This is a genomic window from Burkholderia sp. JP2-270 (assembly GCF_003233675.1).
Lineage (GTDB): Bacteria > Pseudomonadota > Gammaproteobacteria > Burkholderiales > Burkholderiaceae > Burkholderia > Burkholderia pyrrocinia_C.
Genome location: NZ_CP029824.1, coordinates 2,791,025 through 2,803,761, shown reverse-complemented (window position 1 = coordinate 2,803,761; position 12,737 = coordinate 2,791,025). Strand labels below are relative to the sequence as shown.

Annotated in this window: 11 protein-coding genes; all 11 read left to right on the top strand. The window is 68.4% G+C overall.

The annotated features are described in order from the left end of the window. Positions 1 to 109 precede the first annotated feature (109 nt). A complete protein-coding gene (gene cysT / locus DM992_RS13180; RefSeq protein WP_111017141.1) occupies positions 110 to 1,003 on the top strand; it encodes a sulfate ABC transporter permease subunit CysT in 894 nt (297 codons plus the stop codon). Next, complete coding sequence (gene cysW, locus DM992_RS13175; RefSeq protein ID WP_111017140.1) at positions 1,000 to 1,950, top strand: sulfate ABC transporter permease subunit CysW; 951 nt, start codon at positions 1,000 to 1,002, stop codon at positions 1,948 to 1,950. The genes cysT and cysW overlap by 4 nt, the downstream gene beginning before the upstream one ends. Positions 1,951 to 1,963: 13 nt before the next feature. Further along, positions 1,964 to 3,022 carry a sulfate ABC transporter ATP-binding protein gene (locus tag DM992_RS13170; protein ID WP_111017139.1) on the top strand — a complete coding sequence of 353 codons (1,059 nt, stop codon included), beginning with the start codon at positions 1,964 to 1,966 and terminating at the stop codon, positions 3,020 to 3,022. Between the two features lie 75 nt (positions 3,023 to 3,097). Next, positions 3,098 to 4,024, top strand: coding sequence for a CysB family HTH-type transcriptional regulator (locus DM992_RS13165; protein WP_034184116.1), 927 nt, complete (start codon positions 3,098 to 3,100; stop codon positions 4,022 to 4,024). Positions 4,025 to 4,122: 98 nt separating this feature from the next. Next, positions 4,123 to 4,305, top strand: coding sequence for a DUF805 domain-containing protein (locus tag DM992_RS41660; RefSeq protein ID WP_162631649.1), 183 nt, complete (start codon positions 4,123 to 4,125; stop codon positions 4,303 to 4,305). A gap of 315 nt (positions 4,306 to 4,620) precedes the next feature. Beyond that, positions 4,621 to 5,571 carry a sugar ABC transporter substrate-binding protein gene (locus DM992_RS13155; protein WP_111017138.1) on the top strand — a complete coding sequence of 317 codons (951 nt, stop codon included), beginning with the start codon at positions 4,621 to 4,623 and terminating at the stop codon, positions 5,569 to 5,571. 145 nt (positions 5,572 to 5,716) lie between these two features. After that, on the top strand, positions 5,717 to 7,330 hold the full coding sequence (locus DM992_RS13150; protein WP_111017137.1) for a sugar ABC transporter ATP-binding protein: 1,614 nt from the start codon (positions 5,717 to 5,719) through the stop codon (positions 7,328 to 7,330). Continuing rightward, on the top strand, positions 7,327 to 8,346 hold the full coding sequence (locus DM992_RS13145) for an ABC transporter permease (RefSeq protein ID WP_111017136.1): 1,020 nt from the start codon (positions 7,327 to 7,329) through the stop codon (positions 8,344 to 8,346). Before DM992_RS13150 ends, DM992_RS13145 begins: the two co-directional genes overlap by 4 nt. A 35-nt stretch (positions 8,347 to 8,381) precedes the next feature. Further along, entirely contained in the window at positions 8,382 to 9,413 is a 1,032-nt protein-coding gene (locus DM992_RS13140) for a LacI family DNA-binding transcriptional regulator (RefSeq protein WP_111017135.1), read from the top strand. Then, positions 9,410 to 10,339, top strand: coding sequence for a ribokinase (rbsK, locus tag DM992_RS13135; protein ID WP_111017134.1), 930 nt, complete (start codon positions 9,410 to 9,412; stop codon positions 10,337 to 10,339). The genes DM992_RS13140 and rbsK overlap by 4 nt, the downstream gene beginning before the upstream one ends. Positions 10,340 to 10,631: 292 nt before the next feature. After that, a complete protein-coding gene (locus tag DM992_RS13130; protein ID WP_111017133.1) occupies positions 10,632 to 12,413 on the top strand; it encodes a methyl-accepting chemotaxis protein in 1,782 nt (593 codons plus the stop codon). Positions 12,414 to 12,737: the final 324 nt, after the last annotated feature.

The following is a 12,737-nucleotide window of genomic DNA, read 5'->3' as shown; positions in this document are numbered from 1 at the left end:
GCGGCGCGCCATGACAGCGCGCCGCATCCCCGACGGGCCGCCGGCGCAGTTCATCGCGCCGGCGTTTGCGTCGGGCCCATGAGCAGCATCGACCCAGCAAGAGCATCCGATGACGACGTACACCTTTCGCAAGCCGAGCGCGCTGCCCGGTTTCGGCGTGACGCTCGGCATCACGGTGGCCTATTTGAGCCTCGTGGTGCTGATTCCGCTCGCCGCCACGTTCCTGAAAACCGCGACGCTGTCGTGGGGCCAGTTCGTCACCGCCGTCACGTCGCCGCGCGTGCTCGCGTCGTACCGGCTGACGTTCTCGGCCGCGCTCGGCGGCGCGCTGATCAACGCCGTGTTCGGCTTCCTCGTCGCGTGGGTGCTCGTGCGCTACACGTTCCCGTTCAAGCGCCTCGTCGATGCGATCGTCGACCTGCCGTTCGCGCTTCCGACGTCGGTCGCCGGCATCTCGCTTGCGGCCGTTTACGCGACCAACGGCTGGGTCGGCCAGTATCTCGCGCCGCTCGGCATCAAGATCGCGTTCACGCCGGCCGGCGTGCTGGTCGCGCTGACCTTCATCGGGCTGCCGTTCGTCGTGCGCACCGTGCAGCCGGTGCTCGAGGATTTCGAGCGCGAGCAGGAAGAGGCCGCCGCGTGCCTCGGCGCGTCGCGCTGGCTGACGTTCCGCCGCGTCGTGCTGCCGGCCGTGCTGCCGGCGCTCCTGACCGGTTTTGCGCTGGCGTTCGCGCGCGCGCTCGGCGAATACGGATCGGTGATCTTCATCGCCGGCAACGTGCCGATGAAATCCGAGATCACGTCGCTGCTCATCATCACGAAGCTCGAGCAATACGACTATGCGGGCGCGACCGCGCTCGCGGTCGTGATGCTGGTCGTGTCGTTCCTGATGCTGCTGCTGATCAACACGCTGCAATGGTATTTGCAGCGCAGGACGAGCAAGGGCGCAAGCGGCCCCGCGCCCGCGACCGTCACCGCAACCGCAGCAGGAGGCCAGCAATGAGCCAGGAGGCCACCGTCGTGCTGAAAACCCCGCCGTCGGCAGCGCAAGGGCGCGCCGCGAAACGGCTCGACCCCGTCAGCGAGTCGCGCGTCGTGCGCTGGCTGCTCACGGGCATCGCGCTGGTGTTCCTCGCGTTCTTCCTCGTCGTGCCGCTCGCCGCGGTGTTCGTCGAGGCGCTGAGAAAGGGCGTCGGCTTCTATCTCGAATCGCTGGCCGATCCCGACGCATGGGCGGCGATCAAGCTGACGCTGATCGTCGCCGCGATCGCGGTGCCGCTGAACCTCGTGTTCGGCGTGTGCGCATCGTGGGCGATCGCGAAGTTCGAATTCCGCGGCAAGGCGCTGCTGACGACGCTGATCGACCTGCCGTTCTCCGTGTCGCCGGTGATCTCGGGCCTCGTGTACGTGCTGCTGTTCGGCGCGCAGGGCTGGCTCGGGCCGTGGCTGCAGGATCACGACGTGCAGATCATCTTCGCGGTGCCGGGCATCGTGCTCGCGACGATCTTCGTCACGTTCCCGTTCGTCGCGCGCGAGCTGATTCCGCTGATGCAGGCGCAGGGCACCGACGAGGAAGAAGCCGCGCGCGTACTCGGCGCGTCGGGCTGGCAGATCTTCCGCCGCGTGACGCTGCCGAACGTGAAGTGGGGCCTGCTGTACGGCGTGATCCTGTGCAACGCGCGCGCGATGGGCGAATTCGGCGCGGTGTCGGTCGTGTCGGGCCACATCCGCGGCGTGACCGACACGATGCCGCTGCACGTCGAGATCCTGTACAACGAATACAACTTCGCGGCGGCGTTCGCGGTGGCGTCGGTGCTGGCGCTGCTCGCGCTCGTCACGCTCGCGCTGAAGCTGCTCGCCGAGCGTCATCTCGCCGCCGAACTGGCCGGCGCGCGCGACGCCGTTCCCGCACATGCCGGCCCTGTCGCCGCCGTTTCGTCGAAATCGTAAAGAGGCAACCAGAATGGGTATCACCGTCCGTAACCTTCAGAAGCGCTTCGGCGATTTCACGGCGCTCGACAACGTGTCGCTCGATTTCCCTCCCGGCGAGCTGGTCGCGCTGCTCGGGCCGTCCGGCTGCGGCAAGACCACGCTGCTGCGCGTGATCGCGGGCCTCGAGCACGCGGACGCCGGCCAGGTCGTGCTGCAGGGGCTCGACGTCGCGTCGGTCGGCGCGCGCGATCGTCAGGTCGGTTTCGTGTTCCAGCATTACGCGTTGTTCCGCCACATGACGGTGTTCGAGAACGTCGCGTTCGGGCTGCGCGTGAAGCCGCGCCGCGAGCGGCCGTCGGAAGCGGCGATTCGCGACAAGGTGCACGAACTGCTGAAGCTCGTGCAGCTCGACTGGCTCGCGCAGCGCTATCCGTCCGAGCTGTCGGGCGGCCAGCGCCAGCGCATCGCGCTGGCCCGTGCACTTGCGGTCGAGCCGAAGGTACTGCTGCTCGACGAACCGTTCGGCGCGCTCGACGCGAAGGTCCGCAAGGAGCTGCGCGGCTGGCTGCGCCGTCTGCACGACGACCTGCACATCTCGACGATCTTCGTCACGCACGACCAGGAGGAGGCGCTGGAGGTGGCCGATCGGATCGTCGTGCTGAACCGCGGCCACGTCGAGCAGGTCGGCAGCCCGCAGGACGTCTACGATCATCCGCGGAGCGCGTTCGTGTACGAGTTTCTCGGCGCGGCGAACCGGCTGCCGGGCACGGTCGCCGGGCGCGGCTTCGTCGCCGAGGGTGCCGCTGCGCCGATCGAGGTCGACGCCGACTTCGCGGGCCCCGCGAACGCATACGTGCGGCCGCACGACCTGCAGCTTTGGCCGGCAGGCGACGGGCACCGGGACGGCATCGCCGTGGACGTGCGCCGCGTGATCCCGCTGGGCGGTTCGGTGCGCGTCGAGCTCGAGGCGCGCGCGGGCGGCGCACTCGAGGCGGAACTCGATCGCGATGCATGGCGTGCGCTCTCGCTGCAGGTCGGCGACGGCGCGACGGCCGTGCCGCGCGCGGTGCGCGTGTTTCCCGCGCATTGAAGCGAGAATGCAGGGCAGGGGGCGGAATTCGCCCCGATTCGACAATCAAACAACGACAGCCTAAGAGGCATACCCATGAATTTTCAGCAATTGCGGTTCGTGCGCGAAGCGGTGCGCCAGAACATGAACCTGACGGAAGTCGCGAACGTGCTGTACACGTCGCAGTCGGGCGTGTCGAAACAGATCAAGGATCTCGAGGATGAACTGGGCGTCGACATCTTCATTCGGCGCGGCAAGCGGCTGACGGGCCTCACGGAGCCGGGCAAGGCCGTGCATCAGTTGATCGAGCGGATGCTGCTCGACGCCGAGAACCTGCGCCGCGTCGCACGCCAGTTCGCGGACCAGGACAGCGGCCACCTCGTCGTCGCGACGACGCACACGCAGGCGCGCTACGCGTTGCCGAAGGTGATCCGGCAGTTCACCGACGTGTTCCCGAAGGTGCATCTCGCGCTGCGTCAGGGCAGCCCGCAGCAGATCGCACAGATGATCCTGAACGGCGAGGCCGATCTCGGCATCTCGACCGAGGCGCTCGACCGCTATCCGGACATCGTCACGTTCCCGTGCTATTCATGGCACCACACGGTTGTGGTGCCGAAGGGCCATCCGCTCGTCGGCCGCGAGAACCTGACGCTCGACGAAATCGCCGAGTACCCGATCATCACGTACGACCAGGATTTCACGGGCCGCTCGCACATCGACCAGGCGTTCGCGCAGGCAGGCGCCGTGCCCGACGTCGTGCTGACCGCAATCGATGCGGACGTGATCAAGACCTATGTCGAGCTCGGGATGGGGATCGGCGTCGTCGCGGCGATGGCCTACGATCCGCAGCGCGACACGGGCCTCGTCGCGCTCGATACGCAGCACCTGTTCGAGGCGAGCACGACGCGGGTCGGGCTGCGCAAGGGCGCGTTCCTGCGCGCGTATGCGTACCGGTTGATCGAAATGTTCGCGCCGCACCTGAACGAAGCGGAAATCGCGGGGATGTTGCGCGAAGCCGTCTGACGGCAGCGCTTCGCGCGCCGTCCGGGCTGTTGCCCCGGGCGGCGCGGCATGCGCTCGCCGGAGGCGATGCGCGGCGCAGCGGCGGATGTGCCGTCGCCGTGAAGCGGCTGCAGGACATCGACAAGTCGGGTTGGTTGATGCTGCTGCATTTCGCGCCGATCGTCGGCGCGATCGCGTTGTTCGTGATGAACGGCTTCGTCGCCGGCACGCCGCATGCGAACCGCTTCGGCGAGCCGCCGTCGGCCGATGAAGACGAGCCGGTGCCGCAGGACCGGGCGTGATGCGCGGCGGCCTGCGCAAGTGTGGCTTTTGCGCGTCGCGACGCACGATCGCGCACTCCGAAAAAACCCTTAAATATTGATCAGACAGGTTGCGCGCCGAAGCGAATCGGTACAGCATAGCCTTCACTCCGCCGGCTTCCAGCCGGCGGCGGCGCGTAAACGACAGCACGCGTCAGGCAGTCGGCCGTCTGCCTCGCTTCCATTCCGCGGTACCGACAGCAGCATCGATGGCCATTGTCCGGGTAATGTGGCGCAAACGTTTGCTTACATTAAAACAACAGTCCGGCCCTTCGGGCCAGTCGCCAGGAGATGTGTATGAATGTCCGCTTTCGCCGTCGCTTCCTGACCGCCGCGCTCGCCGCCGTCGCGGTCGCCGCCGTACCGGCCGTCCACGCGCAATCTGCGGCCAAGCCGAAGGTTGCGCTCGTGATGAAGTCGCTCGCCAACGAGTTCTTCCTGACAATGGAAACCGGCGCGAAGGAATACCAGAAACACAACGCGAATCAGTTCGACCTGATCACCAATGGCATCAAGGACGAGACCGACACCGCGAACCAGATCCGCATCGTCGAGCAGATGATCGTGTCGAAGGTCGACGCTATCGTGCTCGCGCCGGCCGATTCGAAGGCGCTCGTGCCGGTCGTGAAGAAGGCCGTCGACGCGGGCATCATCGTCGTGAACATCGACAACCGGCTCGATCCCGACGTGCTGAAGTCGAAGAACCTGAACGTGCCGTTCGTCGGCCCGGACAACCGCAAGGGTGCGCGCAAGATCGGCGACTACCTCGCGAAGAAGCTGAAGGCGGGCGACCAGGTCGGCATCCTCGAAGGCGTGTCCACGACGACCAATGCGCAGCAGCGCACGGCCGGCTTCGAGGACGCGATGAAGGCGGGCGGGATGAAGGTCGTGTCGGTGCAGTCCGGCGAATGGGAGATCGACAAGGGCAATGCGGTGGCCGCCGCGATGCTCAACGAATACCCGAACCTGAAGGCGCTGCTGTGCGGCAACGACAACATGGCGATCGGCGCCGTGTCGGCCGTGCGCGCGGCCGGCAAGCAGGGCAAGGTGGCCGTGGTCGGCTACGACAACATCAACGCGATCAAGCCGATGCTGAAGGACGGCCGCGTGCTCGCGACCGCCGATCAATACGCGGCGAAGCAGGCCGTGTTCGGCATCGACACGGCGCTCAAGGCGATCGCCGAGCATCGCAAGCAGGCCGACATGTCCGGCGTGGTCGAGACGCCGGTGGATCTCGTGACGAAGTGACGCCGCGCCGGTGCGGCTGCCGCCCTCAAGAATCCGGCGCGGCGGCCGTTATCCGGTGTGAGCGCGATCACGGCCACTGCATGCACATGCACTAGTGAGCGTCACACCCGCGCGCCGCGTGCGCGCGGCCGCAACCAGGATCGCGATGGAACCGACCTTCCAACCCTCCCGTTCAGCCGCCCCGGTGCTATCCGTATCCGGCATCGGCAAGACCTATGCCGAGCCCGTGCTCGCCGACGTCACGCTGACGCTCGCGGCGGGCCAGGCGCTCGCGCTGACGGGCGAGAACGGCGCCGGCAAGAGCACGCTGTCGAAGATCATCGGCGGGCTCGTCGAACCGACCGCCGGCACGATGCAGCTCGGCGGCCACGCGTATGCGCCGGCGAGCCGCACGCAGGCCGAGGCGCTCGGCGTGCGCATGGTGATGCAGGAGCTGAACCTGCTGCCGACACTGACGGTTGCCGAAAACCTGTTCCTGAACCACCTGCCGCGGCGTTTCGGGATCATCGACCGCGCGCGGCTGCGCGACGACGCGCGTGCCGCGATGGCGCAGGTCGGGCTCGACGCGGTCGATCCCGATACGCCCGTCGGCGCGCTCGGCATCGGCCATCAACAGATGGTCGAGATCGCACGCAACCTGATCGGTGATTGCCGCGTGCTGATCCTCGACGAGCCGACCGCGATGCTGACCGCGCGCGAAGTCGCGCTGCTGTTCGAGCAGATCGACCGGCTGAAGGCGCGCGGTGTCGCAATCGTCTACATCTCGCACCGGCTCGAGGAACTCGCGCGCGTCGCCGAGCGCGTCGCGGTGCTGCGCGACGGCCGGCTCGTGCATGCGGGCGACATGGCGGCGACGACGTCCGACGGGCTCGTCACGCTGATGGTCGGGCGCGAGATCGGCGAGCACATCGATCTCGGCGAACGCCACATCGGCGCGCCGCGGCTTGTCGTGTCGGGCCTCACACGCGGGTCGGCCGTGCGGGACGTGTCGCTCGAGGTGCGCGCGGGCGAGATCTTCGGCATCTCGGGGCTGATCGGCGCGGGGCGCACCGAATTGTTGCGGCTGATCTACGGCGCCGATACGCCTGATGCCGGGATGATCGCGGTCGGCCAGCCGCTGAAACCGGCGCGGATCGGTTCGCCCGTCGATGCGGTGAAGCATGGCATCGCACTGATAACCGAGGACCGCAAGGGTGAAGGGCTGCTGCTGTCGCAGTCGGTCACCGCGAACGTGTCGCTCGGCCAGCTCGACCGGCTCGCGCGCGGCGGCATCGTCGACACCGCGCGCGAAACGGCGCTCGCCGAGCGGCAGATCGACGCGCTGCGGATCCGTACGCACGGTGCCGCTCAGGCGGTCGGCGAGCTGTCGGGCGGCAACCAGCAGAAGGTCGTGATCGGCCGCTGGCTCGCGCGCGACATGGGCGTGCTGCTGTTCGACGAGCCGACGCGCGGGATCGACGTCGGCGCCAAATTCGAGATTTACACTTTGATGGGCGCGCTCGCGCGCGAAGGCCGCGCGCTCGTCGTCGTGTCGAGCGACCTGCGCGAGCTGATGCTGATCTGCGACCGGATCGGCGTGATGTCGGCCGGGCGCATGACCGCCGTGTTCGAGCGCGGCAACTGGACCCAGGATGCGCTGCTGGCCGCGGCGTTCGCCGGCTTCGGCCGCGAAACGCCGCCGGGCGGCGCGCAGCATCCGGACGCGGGGCCGGCGCAGGGCGCCGCTCCCGGCATTTCGACGACAGGACGACAGCAATGACCCAGCCTCCCGTATCCCCGACCGATGCAGGCGCGCAGCAGGACATGACGGGGCGCCGCGCGCGCATGCTGTCCGGCACGCGGCTGGGCCTGTCGAACTATCTCGGGCTCGCCGGCGCGCTGGCCGCGATGATCGCGCTGTTTTCGGCGCTGAGTTCGCATTTCCTGACCTACGACACGTTCAGCACGATCGCGAACCAGATTCCCGATCTCGTCGTGATGTCGGTCGGGATGACCTTCGTGCTGATCATCGCCGGGATCGACCTGTCGGTCGGCTCGGTGCTCGCGCTCGCCGCGTCGATGGTCAGCGTCGCCGCGCTGAAATGGCAGTGGGGGCCGCTGCCGGCCGCGCTGATCGGGATCGCGGTCGCAACCGTCACGGGCGCACTGACGGGCGCGGTCACGGTCGGCTGGCGGATCCCGTCGTTCATCGTGTCGCTCGGCGTGCTGGAGGCCGCGCGCGGCCTCGCGTATCAGCTGACGAATTCGCGCACGGCCTATATCGGCGACGCGTTCGATTTCCTGTCGAACCCGATCGCGCTCGGCATCTCGCCGGCATTCCTGATCGCGGTCGCGGTGATGATCGCGGCCCAGTTCGTGCTCACGCGCACCGTGTTCGGACGCTATCTCGTCGGGATCGGCACGAACGAGGAAGCCGTCCGACTTGCCGGGGTTAACCCGCGGCCGTATAAAATCCTCGTATTCGCATTGATGGGTGCGCTCGCGGGGCTCGCATCGCTGTTCCAGATTTCGCGGCTCGAGGCGGCCGATCCGAACGCGGGCGCGGGCCTCGAACTGCAGGTGATCGCGGCCGTGGTGATCGGCGGCACGAGCCTGATGGGCGGGCGCGGCTCGGTGATCAGCACGTTCTTCGGCGTGTTGATCATCTCCGTGCTGGCCGCGGGGCTGGCGCAGATCGGCGCGAACGAGCCGACGAAACGGATCATCACCGGCGCGGTGATCGTGGTGGCGGTCGTGCTCGATACGTATCGCAGCAGGCGCGCGCGCGTGCGGTAGAAAGACAGACAGAACAGACCAGAGAGAAACGGGAAATGGCGACGATCAAGGATGTGGCGGCCATGGCGGGCGTGTCGTTTACGACCGTCTCGCACGTGGTGAACAATTCGCGGCCGGTGTCCGCGGATGTGCGTGCGAAGGTCGAGGGCGCAATCCGCGAGCTGAACTACGTGCCATCGGCCGTGGCGCGCTCGCTGAAGGCGAGGTCGACGGCGACCATCGGCCTCGTCGTGCCGAACAGCACGAATCCGTACTTCGCGGAGCTTGCGCGCGGCATCGAGGATCAGTGCGCGGCCAACGGCTATTGCGTGTTCTTCTGCAACTCGGACGACGATCCCGTGAAGCAGCGCAACTACCTGCGCGTGCTGCAGGAAAAGCGCATCGACGGGCTGATCGTCGCATCGGCGGGCGAGGATGCGGTGCTGGCGCAGACGCTCGCGGACACGCATGCGCCGCTCGTCGTCGTCGACCGCAACATCGAGGGGCTCGCGGCCGATCTCGTGCAGATCGACCACGAACGCGGCGCGTACCTGGCGACGCGCCACCTGCTTGAGCTCGGGCACGCGAAGATCGGCTGCATCACCGGGCCGACCGACACGGCCGTCAGCGCGATGCGCGTGCACGGCTTCATCCGCGCGATGGCCGAGCGCGGGGTCGACATCGTGCCGGGCGCGATCGCGGAAAGCGATTTCTCGTGCCTCGGCGGTTATCACGCGGCGTCGCGGCTGTTCGAATCGGTGCGGCCGAGCGCGATCTTCGCGGGCAACGACCTGATGGGCGTCGGCGCGCTGCGCGCGGCGGCCGAGCGCGGGATGCGCGTGCCCGACGACTGCTCGATCATCGGTTTCGACGACATCGAATTTTCCCGCTACACGTATCCTGCGCTGTCGACGGTCGGCCAGTCGGTGCGCGCGCTCGGCGAAATGGCCGCGCAGACGCTGATCGAGCGGATCGGCGGCGGCTCGACGGCCGTGCCGAGCCGCCGTCGCGTCGTGTCGCCGCGCCTCGTGCTGCGCGAATCGACGGCGATCTACCGCGAACCGGCCGCATCGGGCGGTCGCGCATGACGGCGCCCGCTGCGGGCGCCGGCCGCGTGACGGTGGTCGGCAGCCTGAACATGGATCTCGTCGTGCGTGCGCCGCGGTTGCCGCTGCCGGGCGAAACGCTCGCCGGGCACGCGTTCGCGCAGGCGGCGGGCGGCAAGGGCGGCAACCAGGCCGTTGCCGCCGCCCGGCTCGGCGCGCAGGTCGCGATGATCGGCTGCGTCGGCGCGGACGCGCACGGCGCGGCACTGCGCGCCGGCCTCGAAGCCGAGGGCATCGACTGCACGGGGCTCGCGACGAGCGCGTCGGCGTCGACCGGCGTCGCGCTGATCGTTGTCGACGATGCGAGCCAGAACGCGATCGTGATCGTCGCGGGCGGCAACGGCGAGGTCACGACCGATACGATCGCACGGCACGAAGCCGCGCTGGCGTCGGCCGACGTGCTGATCTGCCAGCTCGAGACGCCGCCCGACGCGGTGTTCGCGGCGGTGTTGGCCGGGCGGCGGCTCGGCCGCACGGTGGTGCTCAATCCGGCCCCGGCCGTCGCGCCGCTGCCGGACGGCTGGTTGCCGCTGGTCGATTACCTGATCCCGAACGAGGTCGAGGCGGCCGCGCTGACCGCGCTGCCGGTACGCGATCCGGCCGACGCGGAAGCCGCCGCGCGTGCGCTGCAGGCCGGCGGCGCGCGCAACGTGCTGGTCACGCTCGGTGCGCGCGGCGTGCTCGCGCTGACGGCCGACGGCATCGCGCGGCACTATCCGGCGCCGGCCGTGCAGGCCGTCGACACGACGGCGGCCGGCGATACCTTCATCGGTGGCTTTTCCGCGCGGATCGCGGCCGGCGCGGACGTCGACGCGGCCATCCGCTTCGCGCAACGCGCGGCGGCGCTGTCGGTCACGCGAGCGGGCGCGCAGCCGTCGATTCCGACACTCGCGGAACTGGCCGAATAGGGCTAGATCCCCGATTCCGCATCACGGCCGGCCCGTCGCACGAGACGGCCGGCCGTACCTCCTGCCTGCTGCCCCCTGGCCGGCATCGCGCAAAGCCTTCTCCGATCCAGTTTGTCGTCGCCCGGATCTCGCGCCGATTATTCAGTTGCTCGCAATAAACAGACGAATAATTCGAAAAAATACTGTGAAAACCATCAAGTTGTGCGCCAATCGGTCGTAAATGCACCGAGTGAAGCAATGCTTCGAGCCAACGGGCCTGGCCCGTTCATGACGACGCAACACAGGAAGGATGATGGTCTTCAGGAACCTGACGATTCGTGCCCGCATCGGTTTGACGATGGCGTTTCTGGCGGTGCTGCTGGGCGTAACCGGCGTGCTCGGGCTGTACGGGATGACGCGTGCGAACGACTCGACTCGCGAGATTTTCACGAACCAGATGCCGAGTGCGGTCGACGTGGCGGTCGCGGAAATGTTCGCCGCGCGCGAGCGCCTCGCGCTCGACCGCGCGGCGCTGCTGTCCGGCACGCCCGACTCGGCGGTGGCCATCGAGCGCAGCCGCGCGATGCGCACGCAGTCCGACGCGTGGTGGCAGAAATACCTCGCGCTGCCGCGCGACGCGGACGAGGATCGCCTGGCGCAGGATGTCGCCGCGAAGCGGCAGGCGCTCCAACGCAGTTGCGACGCGTTCGCCAGCATCGTCGGGTCCGACCAGCGCGATCGCATCGGCGACGGCGCGAAGCAGCTCCAGGCGAGCTACACCGATCTCTCGGTGGCGGGCGAGGCACTGCGCAACTTCCAGTTCACCGCCGCGAAGGCGGGCTTCGATCATGCGCAATCGGTATACGACACGATGCGGGTGCTGTCGATCGTCGCGCTCGCGGCCGGCATCGGCGCCGCGCTGCTGTCGTGGCTGACGCTGAGCCGCGCGATCGGCCGTCCGATCGCGGACGCGCTCGCGCATTTCGACGCGATCTCCGCAGGCGACCTGCGCCGGCCGATCGTCGTGCACCGGCGCGACGAGATGGGCCAGCTTCTCGAAGGCCTCGCGAAGATGCAGCGCGGGCTCGTCGAAACGGTGCGCACCGTGCGCGGCGGCAGCGAGTCGATCGCGACCGCGGCCCGTCAGATCGCGGCCGGCAACATCGACCTGTCGTCGCGCACCGAGGAACAGGCCGCTGCGCTGCAGGAAACCGCGTCGAGCATGGAACAGTTGACCGGCACCGTGAAACAGAACGCGGACAATGCACGCCAGGCAAGCGCGCTGGCCGCGAATGCGTCGGAGATTGCAAACAAGGGTAATACGGTGGTCGGCCAGGTGGTCGGCACGATGGGCGAGATCAACGACAGCTCGGCCCGGATCGCGGACATCATCGCGATCATCGAGGGAATCGCGTTCCAGACCAACATTCTTGCGCTGAATGCGGCCGTCGAGGCCGCACGCGCGGGCGAGGAAGGGCGCGGCTTCGCGGTCGTCGCGGGCGAGGTGCGCAGCCTCGCCCAGCGTTCGTCGACCGCGGCCAAGGAGATCAAGGCGCTGATCGACGCGTCGGTGGAGCGCATCCGGTCGGGTTCCACGCTGGTCGACGAAGCGGGGCGCACGATGAGCGACGTGATCGGTGCGGTGCAGCGCGTGACGGACATCATGGGCGAAATCGCCGCGGCGTCCGAGGAACAGAGCGGCGGGATCGACCAGGTGGCGCGCGCCGTTGCGCAGATGGACGAGGTCACGCAGCAGAATGCGGCGCTCGTCGAGGAAGCTGCGGCCGCCGCGCAGTCGCTCGATGAACAGGCCGCGCGCCTGCGTGAAACGGCGTCGGTATTCCAGCTCGACGACGAAGCGGCACGCCCGGGCGCCGTCGCGCCGGTCGCAGCGCGTCACGCTGCGCGCGCCCCCGCGGCGGCGGTCGCCGGGCCGGCACCGGCACAGCAGGCTGCTGCGCGCGACGATCGCGATGCACCGCCGAAGCGCATGGCTGCGGCGACGCCGGCACGCAAGCCCGTGGCTGCATCCGCAGCCCCCGCAGCGGCGCCGGTCGCTGCCGGCGCCGGCGCCGACGACTGGGAGACCTTCTGATTCGCGCGTGCCGCGCATCTATCCCCATTTGGTGACGAACGACGCCCGCGACATGCGGGCGTCGTCGTTTCGGCGGCGGACAAAATATGACAGCGCGCGTGAACGGTCACGCATCGTCGCATGCATCGAGCGACCCGCGCCGACGGATGCGCGCAATACGCGCAACGGTGCGGGTCGTGTTCCCGCATCCGTCGTACGGGTATCTCCGTAAGGGGCGCTGCGAAAAAAATTTGTAACGGTGCGCGCAGCGTGTCGTCGTAAACGACGGCTCGAACGTATAGAGATGAGGGGGGGAAGCGACGACGTCGGAAGTGTCCAACGCAC